Genomic DNA, 22038 nt, shown 5'->3' on the forward strand with positions numbered 1-22038 from the left:
AGTCAACGCGGCGATTACGCGTTAGCTTCCTTAACTTCGCGGATGCGGTCCTGATACTCGCGCAGTTTCTGCGGGGTCATCATTCGACGCTGATCGTCGAGCACCACACCACCGACTTCGTCAGCGATATGCTGAGCGGACTGCAGCATCAGCTTAAAGTTTTGCAGTTCGTCGCCGTAAGACGGCACCTGCATAAAGATAGTGACGCCAGGCGTAACGAAATCACCGGTCATGTCCGGATCAAAGGTACCTGGGTTAACCATGTTGGCCAGGCTGAACAACGCCGGGCCGCTACCGTCAGGACTCAGGTGACGATGGAAAATGTTCATATCGCCAAACTTGAAGCCTGCCTGTTGAATACTGTTGAGCAGAACGTCACCGTTGAGATGGCTACCGTGATGCGCGGCCACGTTCATGATGATCACCGCTTCTTTACGCTGCGGTTTTTCAACAACCGGTTCTGGCTCTGCTACGGGCTCAGGCTCAACGTGCGGGGCTGGCGCGGGCTGCGGCGCAGGTTGAACATGAACAGGCTGCTGCGGTTGTGGTACCGGCTGTGCAGGCTGCTGTTGCACGGGCTGCTGCACCGGTTGCTGTTGAACCGGCTGTGGCGCAGCAGGCTGCTGATAGACAGGCTGTTGCGGCGGCTGGCGCACCGGTTCTTCCACAGGCTGCGGCGCTGGCTGGCGCGGCTGTGCAGAAGCATACGGCGGTTGATACTGGTGCTGCGAAGGACGAGGCGCTTCATGCTCCCCATGGCCTACGCCGGGCGCAGTATTGACCCGATGAACACGAACTTCACCCACGCCGTCGTCGTCGCTTCCATCGATGTCATCTTCACTGTCATCGTCGTCACGACTGGACTTCATGCGCTTCAGTGGGCGATCGCGAAACATCGAGGAACGCTCTTTACGGCTGGTCCAGAAACCATGAACCAGTAAAGCGATTATGGCGATCGCGCCAACAATGATTAATATCAGACGCAAATCCTGCATCATTATATTCTCTGTTGTTCTAACACCTTGCCACCACGGCAAACATTTACTCACTAAGAGTATTTGCCGTTTACGTCAAGTGCAAGTGTGTGCAGAGCATTCACAGCATAAAGATGAAGGAAATCGTGCTTTTTGCTGGTTTTTCGAACATTTCCGAACTGGTCATTGGTCCGTAAGTGGATAATATAGGCGGGCAATTCCACTGGTTGTGTAAAAAGGAGTACAGCCTGGCTATGGTTTCAACATCTTCTTCCCCCCCGCGCAGCGGCGTCTGGTATTTTTCTCAGGGCTGGAAACTGGTCTCCCTGCCGGGTATTCGACGCTTCGTCATCCTGCCGCTGTTGATCAACATAATTCTGATGGGCGGCGCGTTCTGGTGGCTGTTCACAAAACTGGAGAGCTGGATCCCGTCGCTGATGAGCCATGTGCCAAACTGGCTGCAGTGGCTTAACTACCTGCTCTGGCCGGTGGCGGTGATCTCCGTGCTGCTGGTGTTTGGCTACTTCTTCTCGACGATTGCCAACTGGATAGCCGCACCGTTTAACGGTTTGCTGGCGGAACAGCTGGAAGCGCGCCTTACTGGCGCAACACCGCCGGACACGGGCATATGGGGGATCATGAAAGACCTCCCTCGCATTATGAAGCGTGAATGGCAGAAGTTTGCCTGGTACCTGCCCCGCGCGATTGTGCTGCTTATCCTCTATTTTGTGCCCGGCATTGGCCAGACGGTGGCACCGGTGCTGTGGTTCCTCTTTAGCGCCTGGATGCTGGCCATCCAGTACTGCGACTATCCGTTCGACAACCACAAGGTACCGTTTAAAGAGATGCGAACCGCCCTGCGCAGCCAGAAGGTTGCCAATATGCAGTTTGGTGCGCTGACCAGCCTGTTTACCATGATCCCCTTCCTGAATCTGTTCATCATGCCGGTTGCCGTTTGCGGCGCGACGGCAATGTGGGTGGACTGCTACCGTGCTAAGCACGCGTTATGGAAATAATGCAAAAATGTGTAAAGCAGGGGTGGCTTATGCCGCCCCTTATTCCATACTGATCCCCATTATTTCCTTGCAGTATATAGATATGCGAATTCCTTACTTCCCCCTACCTGCTTAGCAGGTATGCTGGGTCGGTATCCCAATTTCATACAGTTAAGGACAGGCCATGAGTAAGATTTATGAAGACAACTCGCTGACTATCGGTCATACGCCCCTGGTTCGACTGAACCGTATCGGTAATGGACGCATCCTGGCGAAGGTCGAATCACGTAACCCGAGCTTCAGCGTAAAATGCCGCATCGGTGCAAACATGATTTGGGATGCTGAAAAACGTGGCGTACTGAAGCCTGGCGTTGAGCTGGTGGAACCGACCAGCGGCAATACCGGGATCGCTCTGGCCTATGTTGCTGCCGCGCGCGGCTATAAGCTGACGCTGACCATGCCTGAAACCATGAGCATCGAGCGTCGTAAGCTGCTGAAAGCGCTGGGCGCGAACCTGGTGCTGACCGAAGGCGCGAAGGGCATGAAAGGTGCCATTCAGAAAGCCGAAGAGATTGTGGCCAGCGATCCGGCGAAATACCTGCTGCTGCAGCAGTTCAGCAACCCCGCAAACCCGGAAATTCACGAGAAGACCACCGGCCCGGAAATCTGGGAAGATACTGACGGCCAGGTTGACGTCTTTATCTCCGGCGTGGGTACCGGCGGTACGCTGACCGGCGTGTCACGCTATATTAAAGGCACGAAGGGTAAAAAAGATCTGATTACCGTTGCCGTTGAGCCGACTGACTCACCGGTTATCACCCAGGCGCTGGCGGGGGAAGAACTCAAACCCGGCCCGCACAAAATTCAGGGTATTGGCGCAGGCTTCATTCCGGGCAACCTGGATCTGAAGCTGATCGATAAAGTGATCACCATTACGAACGAAGAAGCCATCTCTACCGCGCGTCGCCTGATGGATGAAGAAGGTATTCTGGCGGGTATCTCTTCCGGTGCGGCCGTTGCGGCAGCGCTCAAGCTTCAGGAAGATGAAGCCTTTACCAATAAGAATATTGTGGTTATCCTTCCTTCCTCGGGTGAGCGTTACTTGAGCACCGCGCTGTTTGCCGATCTCTTCACTGAAAAAGAGCTGCAACAGTAGTGCCAGCATGTTAATAACGCGTAAAAAAGCACCTTTTCAGGTGCTTTTTTGTGGCCTGCTTCAAACTTTTACCCCTCCTGGCATTGCTTCACCCCGAAGGGTCTGGTATTTAAACCAGCAATTATTTTGATGCGTGAAATTAATCAGCGAACGAAATAGCCTTGCTGAATCGATTTTATGATTTGGTTCAAGTCTTGCTTTCGCTGCATAATGTTTAATGACGATCGAAACGTCAGCGCTAACAATACAGGCTAAAGTTCAGTCGCCAGGCTAGACTTTAGTTCCACAACACTAAACCTATAAGTTGGGGAAATACAATGTTCCAGCAAGAAGTTACCATTACCGCTCCGAACGGTCTGCACACCCGCCCTGCTGCTCAGTTTGTTAAAGAAGCAAAAGGCTTTTCTTCTGAAATCACTGTGACTTCCAACGGCAAAAGCGCGAGCGCAAAAAGCCTGTTCAAACTGCAGACTCTGGGCCTGACTCAGGGCACCGTTGTCACCATCTCTGCGGAAGGTGAAGACGAGCAGAAAGCAGTTGAGCATCTGGTAAAACTGATGGCTGAGCTCGAGTAAGTTTCCGGGTTCTTTTAAATATCAGTCACAAGTAAGGTAGGGTTATGATTTCAGGCATTTTAGCATCCCCGGGTATCGCTTTCGGCAAAGCACTGCTGCTGAAAGAAGACGAGATCGTCATCGACCGGAAAAAAATTTCTGCCGACAAGGTTGATCAGGAAGTTGAACGTTTTCTGAGCGGTCGTGCCAAGGCATCTGCGCAACTGGAAGCAATCAAAACTAAAGCTGGCGAAACTTTCGGTGAAGAAAAAGAAGCTATCTTCGAAGGGCACATCATGCTGCTCGAAGATGAGGAGCTGGAGCAGGAAATCATAGCCCTGATTAAAGATAAAGGCATGACGGCCGACGCGGCTGCGCATGAAGTTATCGAAGGTCAGGCAACTGCCCTGGAAGAACTGGATGATGAATACCTGAAAGAGCGTGCGGCTGACGTACGTGACATCGGTAAGCGCCTGCTGCGCAACATCCTGGGTCTGGCCATTATCGACCTGAGCGCAATTCAGGATGAAGTGATCCTGGTTGCTGCTGACCTCACCCCGTCTGAAACCGCACAGCTGAACCTGAAAAAGGTCCTCGGTTTCATCACCGACGCGGGTGGCCGTACCTCCCACACCTCTATCATGGCGCGTTCTCTGGAACTGCCTGCCATCGTGGGTACCGGTAGCGTCACCTCTCAGGTGAAAAACGGCGACTATCTGATTCTGGATGCCGTAAACAATCTCGTTTACGTCAACCCAACCAATGAAGAGATCGATAAACTGCGCGCGGTTCAGGAGCAGGTTGCGACTGAAAAAGCGGAACTCGCTAAGCTGAAAGACCTGCCAGCCATCACCCTGGACGGCCATCAGGTTGAAGTGTGCGCAAACATCGGTACCGTCCGCGACGTTGATGGCGCTGAGCGCAACGGTGCGGAAGGCGTCGGTCTCTATCGTACTGAATTCCTGTTCATGGACCGCGACGCGCTGCCTACAGAAGAAGAGCAGTTTGCCGCGTATAAAGCCGTGGCTGAAGCGTGTGGCTCTCAGGCGGTTATCGTCCGTACCATGGACATCGGTGGCGACAAAGAGCTGCCGTACATGAACTTCCCGAAAGAAGAGAACCCGTTCCTGGGCTGGCGTGCAATCCGTATCGCAATGGATCGTAAAGAGATCCTGCGTGACCAGGTTCGCGCGATCCTGCGTGCCTCTGCGTTCGGTAAGCTGCGCATCATGTTCCCAATGATCATCTCTGTTGAAGAAGTGCGTGCACTGAAGAAAGAGATCGAAATCTACAAACAGGAACTGCGCGACGAAGGTAAAGCGTTTGACGAGTCAATCGAGATCGGCGTGATGGTGGAAACACCAGCGGCGGCGACCATTGCGCGTCATTTAGCCAAAGAAGTTGATTTCTTTAGTATCGGTACCAATGATTTAACGCAGTACACCCTGGCAGTTGACCGTGGTAATGATATGATTTCACATCTCTACCAGCCAATGTCACCGTCCGTACTGAACTTGATCAAGCAAGTTATTGATGCTTCTCATGCAGAAGGTAAATGGACTGGCATGTGTGGTGAGCTTGCAGGCGACGAACGTGCTACACTTCTGTTGCTGGGTATGGGTCTGGACGAATTCTCTATGAGCGCCATTTCCATCCCGCGCATTAAGAAGATTATCCGTAACACGAACTTCGAAGATGCGAAGGTGTTAGCAGAGCAGGCTCTTGCTCAACCGACAACGGACGAGTTAATGACGCTGGTTAACAAGTTCATTGAAGAAAAAACAATCTGCTAATCCACGAGATGCGGCCCAAATTACTGCTTAGGAGAAGATCATGGGTTTGTTCGATAAACTGAAATCTCTGGTTTCTGATGATAAGAAAGACTCCGGAACTATTGAGATTGTTGCTCCGCTCTCCGGCGAGATCGTCAACATCGAAGACGTGCCGGATGTAGTGTTTGCTGAGAAAATCGTTGGTGATGGCATTGCTATCAAACCAACTGGCAACAAAATGGTTGCTCCAGTTGACGGCACCATCGGTAAAATTTTTGAAACCAACCATGCGTTCTCTATCGAATCTGATAGCGGTATCGAACTGTTCGTTCACTTCGGTATCGACACCGTTGAACTGAAAGGCGAAGGCTTCAAACGTATCGCGGAAGAAGGCCAGCGTGTTAAAGTTGGCGACCCGGTGATTGAATTCGATCTGCCACTGCTGGAAGAAAAAGCCAAGTCTACCCTGACTCCGGTTGTTATCTCCAACATGGACGAAATCAAAGAACTGATCAAACTGTCTGGCAGCGTCACCGTGGGTGAAACCCCGGTTATCCGCATCAAGAAGTAATTCTTGCCGCACAGTAAAATGGCGCCTTCGGGCGCCATTTTTGTTTATGCCGGCAGGATAAGCTCGTCGTAGCCTTTCGACTGGGTATAGAGCATCACGTCCGTCACCCGATCGCCAGCCATGCGAATGGCATCGGCAACGGTTTTCCCCTCAACAATGCCGCTCACCAGCTCTGAACAGAACAGATCGCCCGTCCCTTTCAGATCGGTTTCTACCCGCGGATGCGCGCTAACGGTAACGCCCTCGCGGGTGACCAGCACCACGTGGATGTTTTGCGGGTCGTCAGCGACCGGCGCGCTGGTGATCGCCACCCATTTCAGGCTGTCAGAGAGCAGTCCCTGTGCCGCCGCGATGGCGCTTTCCGGCGTGCGGCACGGTTTGCCGCTTAGCACTCCCAGCTCATAGACGTTTGGCGTAATCCCCTGCGCCAGCGGCAGCAGGTGCTCCCGATACGCCTCGGGGATCTCGGGCTTCACGTACATTCCGCTGTCGATATCGCCGATAACCGGGTCGACCAGCACCAGCAGGTCAGGATGCTGCGCTTTGACCGCCTTCAGCCACTGCGCCAGCAGGGCGATTTGGCTGGCATTTCCCATATAGCCGGTAGTGACCGCCTTAAGCTCGCGCAGGATCTCGCGCTCTTCCAGCGCCTTCAGGTAGCCGCTGAACCACTCATCGGGGATCACGCCGCCGTAGAACGTGTCATAGTGTGGCGTGTTGCTGAACAGTACCGTTGGCACGGCGGTGACGTTCAGCCTGTGGGTTCGAATATTCGGCACCGCGATGCTGTTTCCCACGCTGCCATACACCACCTGCGACTGCACCGCGACAATATCGGTTTGCTGCGCCCGGGTGTTATCCCGGAATAGAATCATCTCCATGACGCTTAAATTCCCGCCCCCTGCGAATAACTCTCTTCACCAAAGACGCCGGTAGACAGATAGCGATCGCCGCGATCGCAAATAATCGCCACCACCACCGCGCCCGGATTTGCCTGCGCCACCCGAATCGCGCCCGCTACCGCGCCGCCCGAGCTGACGCCGCAGAAGATGCCTTCGCGCACGGCCAGCTCACGCATGGTATTTTCCGCCTCGCGCTGGTGAAGATCCAGCACCTGATCCACAAGCTGCGCATTAAAGATGCCGGGCATATACTCCGCCGGCCAGCGACGAATGCCCGGAATGCTGCTCCCCTCTTCCGGCTGCAGGCCGACAATGGTGACGGCTTTATCCTGCTCGCGCAGAAAACGCGATACCCCGGTAATGGTGCCGGTGGTGCCCATGCTGGAGACAAAATGGGTGATTCGCCCGTCGGTTTGCTGCCAGATTTCTGGGCCGGTGGTGGTGTAGTGCGCGTACGGGTTGTCCGGGTTATTAAACTGATCGAGCAGTTTACCTTCACCGCGCTCGGCCATTTCTAACGCCAGGTCGCGCGCGCCTTCCATCCCCTGCTCTTTGGTCACCAGAATCAGCTCGGCTCCGTAGGCACGCATCGCGGCGCGGCGCTCCTGGCTCATATTATCCGGCATCAGCAGCTTCATGCGGTAGCCTTTCAGCGCCGCAATCATCGCCAGGGCGATACCCGTGTTGCCGCTGGTGGCTTCAATCAGCACGTCGCCCGGCTTGATTTCACCACGCTTTTCGGCCTGGACAATCATCGACAGCGCGGCGCGGTCTTTCACCGACCCCGCCGGGTTATTGCCTTCGAGTTTGACCCAGATTTCGCTGCCGTTGTCTGGCCCCATGCGCTGAAGCTTGACCAGAGGCGTGTTGCCGATGGTCTTTTCTAAGGTATTCATGATCGCTGTCCAATAAAAAGCCCGGTGGCGCGCAGCGCTCCGGGCCTACATACGTCATATTGTAGGCCGGGTAAGCGCAGCGCCACCCGGCAAAACTACGTAATCCTAACCTATCAGGCTGACTCCGCCAGAGCAATATCCTCGCGCGTCTCGATGCGTTCCTTGCCGTGATAAATACGGGCATGCTGCAGACCGACAAACAGGCGTTCTCCCCGATGCGGCGGGACGTCGTCGCGCATGACCACCGTCAGCGGCTCGGTATACCAGCCCAGCGGCTGTACCACCAGTTGGGTATAGTGCCCTTTAGGGCTCGCTTCCAGCACCTGCACCGGCAGCGGTGAATCCAGGCTGGTTCGACGGCTCACGTCCACTTCCCACGGACGCAGGAACAGATCGACCGGTCCCTGGTGGGCGGAGGTATAGCCCAGCGGCCAGCGGTGCGCGCCGACGTGGAACTGCCCACCGCGAATAGTGCCCTGCAGACGGTTCACCTCGCCCATAAACTCCAGCACGAAGCGGGTCGCCGGTTCACGCCAGAGTTGTTCCGGCTCGTCAACCTGCTCAATGTTGCCCTGACTCATGACCACCACGCGGTCCGCGACTTCCATCGCCTCTTCCTGGTCGTGGGTCACAAAGACGCTGGTGAATTTCAGCTCTTCATGGAGCTGACGCAGCCAGCGGCGCAGTTCTTTACGCACCTGTGCATCCAGCGCGCCAAAGGGTTCATCCAGCAGCAGAATTTGCGGCTCAACGGCCAGCGCGCGCGCCAGCGCCACGCGCTGCTTCTGCCCGCCGGACAGCTGGGCCGGGAAACGATCCGCCAGGTGAGCCAGCTGCACCATCTCCAGCAGTTTGGTCACTTTCGCTTTAATGGTTGCCGCATCCGGGCGCTCGCGACGCGGCAGCACGGTGAGGCCAAACGCAATATTGTCAAACACGGTCATGTGGCGGAACAGCGCGTAGTGCTGGAACACAAAGCCCACTTTACGATCGCGGGCGTGCAGGCGGCTCACGTCGGTACCGTGGAAGCGGATGTGCCCGCTGGTCTGATGCTCAAGTCCGGCGATAATACGCAGCAGCGTGGTTTTGCCGGAGCCAGACGGTCCCAGCAGCGCCACCATTTGTCCGGAAGGGATATCCAGCGAGATATCATTCAGCACCTGGGTGCGACCAAAAGACTTCTTAATATTGGCAATCTCAATGCTCATGATTTCCCTCCTGATGCAGACGTTTTTCCTGATTTTCTAAACGCCACTGCACCACACTCTTCAAAAACAGGGTCAAAATAGCCATCAGCGTCAGCAACGCTGCGGCAGTAAAGGCGCCGATGGTGTTGTAGTCCTGCTGCAGCAGTTCAATCTGGAGCGGCAGCGACAGGGTTTCACCGCGAATGGATCCGGAAACAACGGAAACAGCACCGAACTCGCCAATCGCGCGGGCGTTGGTCAGCACCACGCCGTAAAGCAGTGCCCAGCGAATGTTCGGCAGCGTCACGCGACGGAACATTTGCCAGCCTGAAGCCCCCAGCAGCACCGCCGCTTCGTCTTCGTTGCTCCCCTGGCTTAACATCACCGGCACCAGCTCACGCACCACGAACGGACAGGTCACGAAGATGGTAACCAGCACCATGCCTGGCCAGGCGAACATGATCTGCAGGTTATGCGCATCCAGCCAGCCGCCCAGCGGGCCGTTGGAGCCGTAGAAGAGCAGGTACACCAGACCGGCCACCACAGGCGACACGGCAAACGGAATATCCAGCAGGGTCAGCAGCAGCTGACGTCCCGGGAAGTTAAAGCGCGTCACCAGCCACGCCAGCAGGGTACCGAACACCAGGTTCACCGGAACGGTAATCAGGGCAATCAGCACGGTCAGCCAGATGGCGTGCAGCATATCCGGGTTCGCCAGGTTTTCCAGCGCGGGCATCAGGCCCTTGCTGAACGCCTGAACGAAGATATAAATCGTCGGCACGACGAGAATGAGGGCGGACACCAGCACGCCCGCCCCAATCAGAAACCATTTACCCCAGTTGATGCGGGGCGCATCGTATCGCTTCAATTGCGTAACTTCCGCCATCAGTGACCTACCACACGTCGACCAAAGCGACTTTGCAGAGTGTTAATCGAGTACAGCAGCAGCAGCGAGGCCGCGAGGATCACCGAAGCAATCGCGCTCGCCGCCGGATAATCAAACTCCTGCAGGCGAATGAAAATCATCAGCGAGGTCACTTCCGTTTTCCAGGCGATGTTCCCGGCGATAAAAATCACCGCGCCGAACTCGCCAAGGCTGCGGGTAAACGACAGCGCGACGCCCGCCATCAGCGCCGGAGACAACTCCGGCAGCACCACCTTGCGGAAGCTCTGCCAGCGCGTGGCGCCCAGCGTTTCCGCCGCTTCTTCGTATTCCGGACCTAACTCTTCCAGCACCGGCTGCACGGTACGCACCACAAACGGGATGCTGGTAAAGGCCATCGCCACCGCGATACCGAGCCAGGTATAGGTCACCTTGATGTCAAATTTCGCCAGCCACTCGCCGTACAGCCCGTTCACGGAGAAAAGCGAGGCGAGGGTTAAGCCGGCGACCGCCGTCGGCAGCGCAAACGGCAGATCCATCAGGGCGTCAAGCAGCGTGCGGCCCGGGAAGCGATAGCGGGTTAAAATCCATGCCATCAGCAGGCCGAACACGCCGTTAAAAATGGAGGCGACAAACGCCGACAGCAGCGTCACCTTATAGGCCGCCACTACCTGGGGGTTAGTGACCACGTCCCAGTACTGCGCCCAGCTCATCTGCGCAAGCTGCATCACCAGCGCGCTGAGCGGCAACAGCAGGATCAGGCAAACGAACAGCAGGCTGGTCCCGAGGCTTAAGGTAAAGCCCGGCAGCACGCGTTTAGTCGATACTGCAAACATTACTTATGCCCCGCCGCCAGCAGTTTGTCTAACTCACCGCCACTGGCAAAATGCGTTTTCATCACGTCTGGCCAGGAGCCAAAATGATCTTCCACGCGGAACAGCGCGGTCTGCGGGAATTTATCTTTCAGCTTATCCATCACGTCCGGGTTGTTCACGCGGTAGTAGTAATCGGTAATGATGGTCTGCGCCTGAGGGCTGTACAGGTAGTTGAGATAGGCTTTTGCCGCTTTCTCGGTACCGTTTGCCTGCACGTTTTTATCCACCCATGCGACCGGGAATTCGGCCAGAATGTTGGTTTTCGGGATAACCACCTCAAAGCCCTGCGCTTCATACTGTTTGCGAATGTTGTTCACTTCCGACTCGAAGCTGATCAGCACATCGCCCAGACCGCGCTCTGCGAAAGTCGTGGTCGCCCCGCGGCCGCCGGTATCAAACACTTCGACGTTTTTCAGGAACTGGGTCATGAACTGCTCGGTTTTGGCTTTATCGTTACCGTCAGCCTTGTCCGCCGCACCCCACGCCGCTAAATAAGTGTAACGCGCGTTACCGGAGGTTTTTGGGTTCGGGAAAATCAGTTTCACGTCGGAACGCACCAGGTCGCTCCAGTCGTGGATATTCTTCGGATTGCCCTTGCGCACCAGGAAACCCATGGTGGAGTAGAACGGCGAGCTGTTGTTCGGCAGACGGCTCTGCCAGTCCGCCGGGATGAGCTTGCCTTTGTCATGCAGGATCTGCACGTCAGTGACCTGGTTGTAGGTCACCACATCCGCTTTCAGCCCCTGGAGAATGGCCAGCGCCTGTTTGGACGAACCGGCGTGGGACTGCTTGATGGTCAGCTTATCGCCGTTATTGTCTTTCGCCCACTGCTGTTCGAACGGGGGGTTAAGGGCGGCAAACAGCTCGCGGGAGACGTCATACGAACTGTTCAACAGTTCAGTCGCCTGCGCCTGTGCCACCAGCAGTAAACCTGCCAGCGCCAGAGTTCCTTTTTTCAGTACAGTAACGGCCATTGCGCACCCTTATAAATGTGATGACTATCTTATAGTCATAATATTTATAACGGGGATGAAAGGAGTAACGGTTTTATATACCGTTTGGTGATTTAGAAGCAGAAAAGGGAATAAGGGGCAGGGAAAATTGCCGGGTGGCGCTAACGCTTACCCGGCCTACGTATGGAGAGCGGTTTTACAGCGCCAGCAGACGCTCAACGGACGGCGCGAAGTAGTAGCCGCCGGTCACCGGTTTGGTGAAGCGCAGCATGGCGTCGCGCTTGCCGTCGGTATCGCCGAACATGCTCAGCAGTTGCTGTTCAATATTATACAGGCGCGCGCAGTAGGCGCAGAAGTAGAGGCCGTGCGTGCCGCTTGCCGTGCCGTACGGCAGGCTCTGGCGGACAATCTTCAGTCCTTTACCGTCTTCCTTGAGGTCAACGCGGGTCAGGTGCGAGGTGACCGGACGGTCATCACCGTCGATCTCTTCGTTGGCCTCTTTCGTACGGCCAATCATCATCTCCTGGTCGTGCACGCTCATGCGGTTAAGCTGCTTGAGGTTATGCTCCCAGCGCTGCACGAACACGTAGCTGCCGCCCGCGTCCACGCCGTCTTTGATTACCGCGACTTCACGACGCGTCTCTTCCCCTGCCGGGTTTTCCGTTCCGTCGACGAAGCCGCTCAGATCGCGCTCTTCGACCCAGCGGAAACCGTGAACCTCTTCCTGCACCTCAATGCTGTCGCCAAAGGCCGCCACCGCCGCCTGGGCAACGGAGAAGTTCACGTCGTGACGAAGAGAAAGAATGTGGATCAGCACGTCGTACTGGGTCGCCGGAGCCAGGCCTTTGCCGTAAGGGATGAAGTCTTTCAGCTCTTCCGCCCCTTCGCCGCCGCTCAGCTGACGCCAGACGTTATTGCCAAACGCAACGACGGCGCCGAGGTGGGCTTCCGGGAATTTGGCCTGGAAGGTCGCCAGTTTATCAATAAACGCTTTGCTGGCCGCACGCAGGGCATCCACGTCCCCTTTGACATTGGCTTCAATCCAAATCGCCGCGCGGCAATGTTCTGGCAAAATGCCACTCTGAACCTGAGACATCGCTCCTCCTGAAATAAAGATGCCACGTCAGCGTGGCATTGATGGCGGCTATTATACCCGGATTTCAGCGAGGCGGTTTGTTCAGACGCAAATTACTGCTTCCAGAGTATTTTGCTCACCTTCCAGCTCTTCAGCGTGTCGTCAGACGGCATCAACCCTTCCGGACCGCTCCAGGTGCCGGTAAAAACATAGCTGATGTGCTGGCTGCCTTCCGCCTTACACTCCACCGCCACTTCATCGTCGGACGGCGCGCTGGAGCAGTTGCCAAAGGCCTGCTTATAAAGATCGCTAAACGGGGTCCCGACCTTCACGCCGCTGGCGGTCGGAATATCTTCATCCATGACGGCAATCCGGTTTACCGTGCCTTTGTCACCGTTGATCACCAGTGCCAGCTTATCGCCCTTCAGCGCTTCGTAATAGCGAACAATATTGCCATTCTCTGTTTTCATGCCGCTGCGCAGGCGGTAATCGCTGCTGAGCGCATCCTGAATAGCATTCTGATCCAGCGCCGTCGCGGCGGTAATTTTCCCCACGCCCTGCTCGGTCACTTCCGTTGATGAGCCAAACCAGTTCCACGGATACGCAGCGGACCAGTTAATGGAGGAGAGCGTCGAACAGCCGGTCAATGCCAGCGGGAGAGCGCATAAGAGTAAACGCAGCGATTTCATTGAAACGTCCTTACGTGTTAAATCAACGCTTGTTGGAGTACGGCATCGGCAAAAAGTGCCGAATTAATCATCCTGCGGCGCAAAACAGGCGCGAAGTCGCGGGTTGGTCAGCAGCCACAGCAGCGCCACAATATCGGCAACCACCAGCGCAACGCCGATGCCCGTCAGCGGTTCACCGTACCACCAGAGTACCGGCTGCCAGAAGAGCAGCGCAATCTGGGCAAGGATCAGCAGCCCGCGAAGCGCGCGCCACAAACGCGGGATCGCATGCCGTCGGCCGCTGCATAAGAAAGCCACCACCGCCGGTACGCCCGGCAGCAAGCCGAGCCAGAAGGCATCGTGATCGGGATAAAAGAGCGTCAGCAGCGTGTCGCCCTGCCCGCGCGACGCGGCGGCCATCACAAAAAGCACCCAGGTCCGGGCCTGGAGCAGCAGAACGCACCAGAATAAAAAGGGCAGCCTGACGCGCCCCTGCGCGTCATAGTCTGCCGGATGGATCTCAGTACTCTTCATCTTCGATGAGACGCTTTCCTAAATTCAGCACGTCAGCGTGAACGTAGCCCAGGCGTTCATACATACCCAGCACCACGTCGTTATCTTCCCGCACCATGATCTGGATTTTCGGACAGCCGCGGGCGATCAGCTTCTTCTCGAGCCGGTTGAGCAGCGCATTGGCGATGCCACGACCACGGTATTCCGGGTGCACGCCCAGATAATAGGCCGAGCCGCGATGGCCGTCGTAACCGCCCATGACCGTCCCCACGACCTCGCCATTGACTTCCGCGACCAGAAACAGACTGACGTCGTGATTCACCTTACGTTCGATATCCATTTCCGGATCGTTCCACGGACGCAGCAGATCGCAGCGCTCCCAAAGGGTGATCACCTCTTCGAAATCTTCCTGGCGAAAAACGCGTATCTCCATGGTATTAACCGCCTTTTCGGGTTTAAAAACAGTGATTATGGCGCGAACCACGCCTTTAGCCAATAACCGGGGAAAATCTCGCCAAAATTTGGCATAATGTCACTTTGTCACGTATTGAAATGAAAAGTAAAACAATTCTCACTATGGACTGTCGTAACGCTAAACGCGATACGATATAACACCAGGACCCCATTTTTTAGTATTCAGGCCGCATGAGCACATTCAAACCATTAAAAGCACTCACATCGCGTCGTCAGGTTCTCAAAGCGGGGCTGGCGGCCTTAACGTTAACGGGCATCGCAAAGCAGGCTCAGGCGAAAGACGAGAGCACGCTCAAAACCAGTAACGGACACAGCAAACCGAAAACGAAAAAGCCGGGCGCGAAGCGTCTGGTGATGCTCGACCCGGGCCACGGCGGTATTGATACCGGCGCCATCGGCAAAAACGGGTCGAAAGAAAAACACGTCGTGCTGGCGATTGCAAAAAATGTGCGGGCGATTTTACGCAGCAACGGCATTGACGCCCGCCTGACGCGCTCTGGCGACACCTTTATTCCGCTGTATGACCGCGTAGAGATCGCCCACCAGCACGGGGCGGATCTGTTTATGTCGATTCACGCCGACGGCTTTACCAACCCGTCAGCCGCCGGCGCCTCGGTGTTTGCGCTTTCCAACCGCGGCGCCAGTAGCGCCATGGCGAAATACCTCTCCGATCGCGAAAACCGGGCGGATGAAGTCGCCGGGAAGAAAGCCACTGACAAGGACCACCTGCTACAGCAGGTGCTGTTCGACCTCGTGCAGACGGATACGATCAAAAACAGCCTGACGCTCGGCTCGCATATTCTGAAAAAGATTAAGCCGGTGCATCGACTGCACAGTAAAGGCACCGAGCAGGCGGCGTTCGTGGTGCTGAAATCACCGTCCATCCCGTCCGTACTGGTGGAAACTTCGTTCATTACCAACCCGGAAGAGGAGCGACTCCTCGGCACCGCGGCGTTTCGTCAGAAGATTGCCAACGCCATCGCTTCCGGCATTATCAGTTACTTCAACTGGTTCGATAACCAAAAAGCGCACTCCCGGAAACGTTGATGAAACCCAATGCTCAACTGGTCAAAACGTTCCTGCTGCAGTTGCAGGATGAGATTTGCCAGAAACTGGCCGCCGCAGACGGCGGAGAATTTCAGGAAGATACCTGGCAGCGCGAGGCCGGTGGTGGCGGACGCAGCCGCGTGCTGCGTAACGGCGGCATCTTTGAACAGGCCGGGGTGAATTTTTCCCACGTTCATGGCGACGCCATGCCCGCGTCTGCGACGGCACATCGTCCTGAGCTTGCAGGCCGCAGCTTCGAAGCGATGGGCGTCTCGCTGGTGGTGCATCCGCACAACCCGTTTGTGCCGACCAGCCACGCCAACGTGCGCTTTTTCATTGCCGAAAAGCCGGGAGCCGATCCGGTCTGGTGGTTTGGCGGCGGTTTCGACATGACGCCCTACTACGGCTTCGAAGAGGATGCCGTGCACTGGCACACCACCGCGCGGGACCTTTGTCTGCCGTTTGGCGAAGACGTTTACCCGAAATATAAAAAGTGGTGCGACGACTACTTTTACCTGAAGCACCGCGACGAGCAACGCGGCATCGGCGGGCTGTTCTTTGACGACCTCAACACGCCTGATTTTAATACCGCGTTCAGCTTTATGCGCGCGGTGGGTGAAGGCTATACCGACGCCTATCTGCCCATCGTCGAACGCCGTAAAAACACCGACTACGGCGTGCGCGAGCGTGAGTTCCAGCTCTACCGCCGCGGGCGCTACGTGGAGTTCAACCTGGTGTGGGATCGCGGGACGCTGTTCGGCCTGCAGACCGGCGGGCGCACGGAGTCGATTCTGATGTCGATGCCGCCGCTGGTGCGCTGGGAGTACTGCTACGAGCCAAAAGAAGGCAGCCCGGAGGCTGCCTTAAAAGGGTTTATTCAAGTGCGGGATTGGGTGTAACTCCCCTCACCCCGGCCCTCTCCCCATAGGGGAGAGGGTGAAAGACGGCTCGGTGCAGTTCCCTCTCCCCTATGGGGAGAGGGTTAGGGTGAGGGGTTTACAGCGGCTGCGTCTGCGCCTCAACCACCGCCAGCGCCACCATATTCACGATACGGCGCACGGAGGCAATCGGCGTTAACACGTGCACCGGTTTTGCCACGCCCATCAGCACCGGTCCTACGGTCACCCCTTCAGAGCTGGAGACGCGCAGCAGGTTATAGCTGATACGCGCCGCTTCCACGTTCGGCATAATCAGGATATTTGCCGATCCCTTCAGCGGGCTGTCCGGCATACGTTCGTTACGGATGCTCTCCACCAGCGCCGCATCGCCATGCATTTCCCCGTCAATCATCAGCTCTGGCGCGCGCTCGCGCACCAGCGCCAGCGTCTCACGCATTTTGCAGGCCGCCGCCGATTTAGACGAACCAAAATTAGAGTGCGACAGCAGCGCCACCTTCGGTTCGATACCAAAGCGACGCACGGTCTCGGCGGCCATCACGGTGATCTCCGCCAGCTCGTCCGGGGTGGGATCGTCGTTAACGTAGGTATCGGCAATAAAGGTGTTGCCGCTTGGCAGCAGCAGGGCGTTCATCGCCCCGGCGGTGTGCACGCCGTCGCGATAGCCGAAGATCTCCTGCACCACGCTAAAGTGCTCGTGGTAATCGCCGATGGTGCCGCAGATCAGCGCATCCGCCTCGCCGCGATGGACCATGATCGCGCCGATCACCGTCGTGTTGCTGATGACGGCTTTCTGCGCCTGCTCCTGGGTGATCCCCCGACGTTTCATGATCGCGTAGTATTCGCTCCAGTACTCTTTGAAGCGCGGATCGGATTCGTTGTTAACGATCTCGAAGTCGACGCCCGGCTTAATCTGCAGGCCCAGCTTCTGAATACGCATTTCGATCACGCTCGGACGACCAATCAGAATCGGCTTCGCCAGGCCTAAGGTGATCAGCTCCTGAGTGGCGTGCAGCACGCGCGCCTCTTCCCCTTCCGCCAGCACCACGCGCTTCGCGTCGGCGCGCGCCTGAGAGAAGATCGGCTTCATGAACAGGTTCGTTTTATAGACAAACTCGGTGAGTTTATCGACGTAAGCGTCGAAATCCTCAATCGGACGCGTCGCCACGCCGGAATCCATCGCCGCTTTGGCCACCGCAGGGGCAATTTTGACAATCAGACGCGGGTCGAACGGTTTTGGAATGATGTAGTCAGGGCCAAAGCTCAGATCCTGATCGCCATAGGCTGAGGCAACCACTTCGCTCTGCTCGGCGTGGGCCAGCTCCGCGATGGCGTGCACGGCGGCCAGCTTCATCTCTTCGTTGATTGCCGTCGCGCCGACGTCCAGCGCGCCGCGGAAGATGAACGGGAAGCAGAGCACGTTGTTGACCTGGTTCGGGTAGTCGGAACGTCCGGTACAGATAATGGCGTCTTCACGCACCGCTTTCGCCAGCGGCGGCAGAATTTCCGGTTCCGGGTTGGCCAGGGCCAGGATCATCGGCGCGCGCGCCATCTTCTTCACCATCTCCTGGGTCAGCACCTTCGGACCCGAGCAGCCGAGGAAGATATCCGCGCCGTCGATCACGTCCTCAAGCGTGCGTTTACCGTCGTCTTCTACCGCATACGCCGCTTTGGTTTCCGCCATGTTCGGCTCGCGGTCTTTGTAAATCACCCCTTTGGAGTCGCAGACCACAATGTTGTGTTTCTGCATACCCAGCGCTACCAGCAGGTTCATACAGGCGATGGCCGCGGCGCCTGCGCCCGACACCACCATGCGCACGTCGGAGAGATTTTTCTCCACGACGCGCAGGCCGTTGAGAATGGCAGCGGTGCTGATAATGGCCGTACCGTGCTGGTCGTCATGGAACACGGGAATGTTCATACGCTCGCGCAGCTTCTGCTCGATATAGAAACATTCCGGCGCTTTAATGTCTTCCAGGTTGATCCCCCCGAAGGTCGGCTCCAGCGCGGCCACCACGTTGATGAATTTGTCAGGATCGAGCTCGTCCACCTCGATATCAAACACGTCGATACCGGCGAATTTCTTGAACAGCACCCCCTTGCCTTCCATCACCGGCTTACCGGCCAGCGCGCCGATGTTACCGAGACCCAGTACCGCCGTGCCGTTAGAGATCACGGCAACAAGGTTGCCACGCGCGGTATATTTGTAGGCCGCCAGCGGATCTTTTTCGATTTCCAGACACGGGGCCGCCACGCCCGGCGAATAGGCCAGCGCCAGATCGCGCTGAGTTGCCAGCGGTTTGGTTGGGGAGACCTGAATTTTGCCCGGGACAGGGAACTCGTGAAAATCGAGGGCACTCTGTTTCAACTGCTCATCCATCTTATTTATCCTTTCACGTATCGGTCAAAAGGGTGACGAAAGCGATCCGGTTGCACACCCTGGTGTGCCGCCTAGTATCGCCTCAGACCGCCTCCTAAACTTTGAAGGCTGCCAAACTCTCACCATCACACATTAAAAATTGTTATCAATTTATAACAGCCATGTTACCCGTCTCAAAAGCAATGCCTCCCCCGTCTGCTATGCTTTTTTGTTAAGTCCATCATGATTTTTCCAGAAGTGTGAACTAACGCACTCATCTAACTCTTTTATTTCCAAGGAGTAATCATTTATGAACCAGCTAGACGGCATCAAACAATTCACCACCGTGGTAGCCGACAGCGGCGATATCGAGTCGATTCGTCACTACCAGCCGGAGGATGCGACCACTAACCCTTCGCTACTGCTCAAGGCAGCTGGGCTTGCCCATTTTAGTCATCTGATTGAAGACGCCATTGCCTACGGTAAGCAGCGCGGGAAAACGCAGGAGCAGCAGGTCGCCGAAGCCAGCGACAAGCTGGCGGTTAATTTTGGTGCGGAAATTCTTAAAAGCATTCCGGGCCGCGTCTCGACCGAAGTCGACGCCCGCCTCTCGTTCGATAAAGAAAAGAGCATTAATAAAGCGCGTCGTCTGGTGGAACTCTACCAGGAGCAGGGGATCGATAAATCACGCATTCTGATCAAGCTGGCGTCGACCTGGGAAGGCATCCGCGCCGCAGAGGTGCTGGAAAAAGAGGGGATTCACTGCAACCTGACGCTGCTGTTCTCCTTTGCCCAGGCGCGCGCCTGTGCCGAAGCGGGCGTGTTCCTGGTGTCACCGTTTGTAGGCCGCATCTACGACTGGTACCAGGCGAAACAGCCGATGGATCCGTACGTGGTGGATGAGGACCCGGGGGTGAAATCGGTGCGCAATATTTACGACTACTACAAGCAGCATCGCTACGAGACCATCGTGATGGGGGCCAGCTTCCGCCGTACTGAGCAGATCCTTGCTCTGGCAGGCTGCGACCGCCTGACCATCTCCCCTAACCTGCTCAAAGAACTACAGGACAAAGAAGAGACGGTGATCCGCAAGCTGGTGCCAACCTCTACCGTTCTGCCAAAACCGAAAGCCATGACCGAAGCGGAGTTCCGCTGGGAGCACAATCAGGACGCAATGGCCGTGGAAAAACTGGCGGAAGGTATCCGTCTGTTTGCCGTCGACCAGCGCAAACTTGAAGATCTTCTCGCTGCCAAACTTTAACCTTGCCACGGAGTGAACTATGTCCCGTAAAGAGCTCGCCAATGCCATCCGCGCCCTCAGCATGGATGCCGTGCAGAAAGCCAATTCCGGCCACCCCGGCGCACCGATGGGCATGGCCGATATTGCCGAAGTGCTGTGGAACGACTTCCTGAAGCACAACCCCAACGATCCCACCTGGTATGACCGTGACCGCTTTATTCTCTCCAACGGCCACGCCTCGATGCTGCTCTACAGCCTGCTGCACCTGTCCGGTTACGATCTGCCGCTTGAGGAGCTGAAAAACTTCCGCCAGCTGCACTCCAAAACCCCGGGACACCCGGAGATCGGCTATACGCCGGGCGTGGAGACCACCACCGGGCCGCTCGGTCAGGGGCTGGCAAATGCGGTCGGGCTGGCGATTGCCGAGCGTACCCTGGCGGCACAGTTCAACCAGCCGGATCACGAGATTGTCGATCACTACACCTACGTGTTTATGGGTGACGGCTGTCTGATGGAGGGGATCTCCCACGAGGTCTGCTCCCTGGCGGGCACCCTGGGGCTGGGCAAGCTGATCGGGTTCTACGATCACAACGGCATCTCCATCGACGGGGAAACCGAAGGCTGGTTCACTGACGACACGGCAAAACGCTTCGAGGCCTACCACTGGCACGTGGTCCACGAGATCGACGGCCACGATCCTGAGGCGGTGAAAAAAGCGATTCAGGAAGCGCAGAGCGTGAAGGACAAACCGTCCCTGATTATCTGCCGCACGGTTATCGGCTTCGGCTCACCGAACAAGGCGGGCAAAGAAGAGGCGCACGGCGCGGCGCTGGGTGACGAAGAAGTGGCGCTGACCCGCCAGAAGCTGGGCTGGAAATACCCGCCATTTGAAATCCCGAAAGAGATCTACAGAGCATGGGATGCCCGTGAAGCGGGTGAAAAAGCCCAGCACGCCTGGAACGAGAAGTTTGCCGCCTACAAAAAAGCGCACCCGGATCTGGCCGCCGAGTTTTCCCGCCGCATGAGCGGCGGTCTGCCGGAGGACTGGGATGATAAAACTCAGGCGCTGATTGAAAACCTGCAGTCCAACCCGGCAAAAATCGCCACCCGTAAGGCGTCGCAAAACACCCTGAATGCGATTGGCCCTCTTCTCCCTGAGCTGCTGGGCGGCTCGGCGGACCTGGCACCGAGTAACCTGACCATCTGGTCGGGCTCAAAATCGCTGAAAGAGGATATTGCCGGGAATTACATCCATTACGGCGTGCGCGAGTTCGGGATGACCGCGATCGCCAACGGCATCGCTCACCACGGCGGCTTCGTGCCCTACACCGCCACCTTCCTGATGTTCGTCGAGTACGCCCGTAACGCGGCGCGCATGGCAGCGCTGATGAAGGCGCGGCAGATTATGGTCTATACCCACGACTCCATCGGTCTGGGAGAAGACGGCCCCACCCACCAGGCGGTTGAACAGCTGGCGAGCCTGCGCCTGACGCCAAACTTCAGCACCTGGCGTCCCTGCGATCAGGTCGAAGCGGCGGTGGGCTGGAAGCTGGCGGTAGAACGCCATAACGGCCCGACGGCACTGATTCTGTCACGCCAGAACCTGGCGCAGATAGAGCGCACGCCGGAGCAGGTGAAAAACATCGCTCGCGGCGGCTATATCCTGAAAGACAGCGGCGGCAAGCCGGACGTGATCCTGATTGCGACCGGTTCAGAGGTGGAAATCACGGTGAAAGCGGCTGAGAAACTGACCGCCGAAGGCCACGCGGTGCGGGTCGTCTCCCTGCCTTCCACGGATATCTTTGACGCCCAGGACGAGGCGTACCGGGAATCGGTCCTGCCGTCCAGCGTCGCGGCGCGCGTGGCGGTGGAGGCCGGTATTGCCGACTACTGGTACAAGTATGTCGGGCTCAAAGGAGCGATTGTGGGCATGAGGGGCTACGGTGAGTCCGCCCCTGCCGATAAGCTGTTCCCGTACTTCGGCTTTACGGTTGAGAACGTGGTGGAGAAGGCGCTGAGCGTGCTGTAGTGCGGCCTGCGTTGCCGGG

General features: G+C 56.8%; 21 protein-coding genes. 9 read left to right on the forward strand and 12 right to left on the reverse strand.

Annotated features, from left to right (window positions below; genetic code table 11):
• Nucleotides 1-14: 14 nt before the first annotated feature.
• Nucleotides 15-998 (reverse strand): cell division protein ZipA, encoded by a 984-nt coding sequence (zipA, locus tag F3J31_RS05665; protein ID WP_048226152.1) that lies wholly within the window; start codon nt 996-998, stop codon nt 15-17.
• Between the two features lie 230 nt (nt 999-1228).
• On the opposite strand from zipA, the gene cysZ reads away from it, so the two are divergent.
• The 5 genes from cysZ (at nt 1229) to crr (ending at nt 6022) form a co-directional block, all read left to right on the forward strand.
• Nucleotides 1229-1990 carry a sulfate transporter CysZ gene (gene cysZ, locus F3J31_RS05670; protein WP_048226154.1) on the forward strand — a complete coding sequence of 254 codons (762 nt, stop codon included), beginning with the start codon at nt 1229-1231 and terminating at the stop codon, nt 1988-1990.
• A gap of 163 nt (nt 1991-2153) precedes the next feature.
• Nucleotides 2154-3125 (forward strand): cysteine synthase A, encoded by a 972-nt coding sequence (gene cysK, locus F3J31_RS05675; protein WP_045909448.1) that lies wholly within the window; start codon nt 2154-2156, stop codon nt 3123-3125.
• A gap of 317 nt (nt 3126-3442) precedes the next feature.
• The gene (ptsH, locus tag F3J31_RS05685) at nt 3443-3700 is read left to right on the forward strand and encodes a phosphocarrier protein Hpr (protein WP_045909449.1); all 258 of its coding nucleotides are present in this window, start codon (nt 3443-3445) and stop codon (nt 3698-3700) included.
• Nucleotides 3701-3744: 44 nt separating this feature from the next.
• Nucleotides 3745-5472, forward strand: coding sequence for a phosphoenolpyruvate-protein phosphotransferase PtsI (ptsI, locus tag F3J31_RS05690; RefSeq protein ID WP_023332954.1), 1728 nt, complete (start codon nt 3745-3747; stop codon nt 5470-5472).
• A 40-nt stretch (nt 5473-5512) separates the two neighbouring features.
• On the forward strand, nt 5513-6022 hold the full coding sequence (crr, locus tag F3J31_RS05695; protein ID WP_003861316.1) for a PTS glucose transporter subunit IIA: 510 nt from the start codon (nt 5513-5515) through the stop codon (nt 6020-6022).
• Nucleotides 6023-6066: 44 nt separating this feature from the next.
• On the opposite strand, the gene pdxK is transcribed toward crr, so the two are convergent.
• From pdxK to F3J31_RS05745, 10 genes are all read right to left on the reverse strand, one after another.
• Nucleotides 6067-6903: a pyridoxine/pyridoxal/pyridoxamine kinase gene (pdxK, locus tag F3J31_RS05700; protein ID WP_167211833.1), complete on the reverse strand. Its 837-nt coding sequence runs from the start codon at nt 6901-6903 to the stop codon at nt 6067-6069.
• A gap of 5 nt (nt 6904-6908) precedes the next feature.
• A complete protein-coding gene (gene cysM / locus F3J31_RS05705) occupies nt 6909-7820 on the reverse strand; it encodes a cysteine synthase CysM (protein WP_167211835.1) in 912 nt (303 codons plus the stop codon).
• A 113-nt stretch (nt 7821-7933) separates the two neighbouring features.
• Nucleotides 7934-9028 carry a sulfate/thiosulfate ABC transporter ATP-binding protein CysA gene (gene cysA / locus F3J31_RS05710; protein WP_008501607.1) on the reverse strand — a complete coding sequence of 365 codons (1095 nt, stop codon included), beginning with the start codon at nt 9026-9028 and terminating at the stop codon, nt 7934-7936.
• Nucleotides 9018-9893, reverse strand: coding sequence for a sulfate/thiosulfate ABC transporter permease CysW (gene cysW, locus F3J31_RS05715; RefSeq protein ID WP_045909450.1), 876 nt, complete (start codon nt 9891-9893; stop codon nt 9018-9020). Before cysW ends, cysA begins: the two co-directional genes overlap by 11 nt.
• Nucleotides 9893-10726: a sulfate/thiosulfate ABC transporter permease CysT gene (gene cysT / locus F3J31_RS05720; RefSeq protein ID WP_004123378.1), complete on the reverse strand. Its 834-nt coding sequence runs from the start codon at nt 10724-10726 to the stop codon at nt 9893-9895. The genes cysW and cysT overlap by 1 nt, the downstream gene beginning before the upstream one ends.
• Nucleotides 10726-11739, reverse strand: a complete 1014-nt coding sequence (gene cysP, locus F3J31_RS05725; RefSeq protein ID WP_167211839.1) for a thiosulfate/sulfate ABC transporter substrate-binding protein CysP — start codon at nt 11737-11739, stop codon at nt 10726-10728. The genes cysT and cysP overlap by 1 nt, the downstream gene beginning before the upstream one ends.
• 175 nt (nt 11740-11914) lie before the next feature.
• Nucleotides 11915-12814 carry a Dyp-type peroxidase gene (locus F3J31_RS05730; protein WP_048226164.1) on the reverse strand — a complete coding sequence of 300 codons (900 nt, stop codon included), beginning with the start codon at nt 12812-12814 and terminating at the stop codon, nt 11915-11917.
• Between the two features lie 92 nt (nt 12815-12906).
• Nucleotides 12907-13482 carry an RpoE-regulated lipoprotein gene (locus F3J31_RS05735; RefSeq protein ID WP_126534718.1) on the reverse strand — a complete coding sequence of 192 codons (576 nt, stop codon included), beginning with the start codon at nt 13480-13482 and terminating at the stop codon, nt 12907-12909.
• A gap of 63 nt (nt 13483-13545) precedes the next feature.
• The gene (locus tag F3J31_RS05740; RefSeq protein WP_048226167.1) at nt 13546-13995 is read right to left on the reverse strand and encodes a DUF2919 domain-containing protein; all 450 of its coding nucleotides are present in this window, start codon (nt 13993-13995) and stop codon (nt 13546-13548) included.
• On the reverse strand, nt 13982-14407 hold the full coding sequence (locus F3J31_RS05745) for a GNAT family acetyltransferase (RefSeq protein ID WP_008501614.1): 426 nt from the start codon (nt 14405-14407) through the stop codon (nt 13982-13984). Before F3J31_RS05745 ends, F3J31_RS05740 begins: the two co-directional genes overlap by 14 nt.
• Nucleotides 14408-14619: 212 nt before the next feature.
• Here F3J31_RS05745 and amiA point away from each other — a divergent pair, with 212 nt between their 5' ends.
• Both amiA and hemF read left to right on the forward strand, forming a co-directional pair.
• On the forward strand, nt 14620-15495 hold the full coding sequence (gene amiA, locus F3J31_RS05750) for an N-acetylmuramoyl-L-alanine amidase AmiA (protein ID WP_045325904.1): 876 nt from the start codon (nt 14620-14622) through the stop codon (nt 15493-15495).
• Nucleotides 15495-16394 carry an oxygen-dependent coproporphyrinogen oxidase gene (gene hemF, locus F3J31_RS05755; protein ID WP_167211841.1) on the forward strand — a complete coding sequence of 300 codons (900 nt, stop codon included), beginning with the start codon at nt 15495-15497 and terminating at the stop codon, nt 16392-16394. The genes amiA and hemF overlap by 1 nt, the downstream gene beginning before the upstream one ends.
• A gap of 97 nt (nt 16395-16491) precedes the next feature.
• Here hemF and maeB read toward each other — a convergent pair whose 3' ends face one another.
• On the reverse strand, nt 16492-18771 hold the full coding sequence (maeB, locus tag F3J31_RS05760) for an NADP-dependent oxaloacetate-decarboxylating malate dehydrogenase (RefSeq protein ID WP_045406103.1): 2280 nt from the start codon (nt 18769-18771) through the stop codon (nt 16492-16494).
• A gap of 289 nt (nt 18772-19060) precedes the next feature.
• Between maeB and tal the strand changes: the two genes are divergently transcribed.
• The gene (gene tal, locus F3J31_RS05765; protein ID WP_167211845.1) at nt 19061-20011 is read left to right on the forward strand and encodes a transaldolase; all 951 of its coding nucleotides are present in this window, start codon (nt 19061-19063) and stop codon (nt 20009-20011) included.
• Nucleotides 20012-20030: 19 nt separating this feature from the next.
• A complete protein-coding gene (gene tkt / locus F3J31_RS05770) occupies nt 20031-22019 on the forward strand; it encodes a transketolase (RefSeq protein ID WP_167211847.1) in 1989 nt (662 codons plus the stop codon).
• Nucleotides 22020-22038: the final 19 nt, after the last annotated feature.

It is taken from the genome of Enterobacter sp. Acro-832 (assembly GCF_011752745.1).
Lineage (GTDB): Bacteria > Pseudomonadota > Gammaproteobacteria > Enterobacterales > Enterobacteriaceae > Enterobacter > Enterobacter quasiroggenkampii.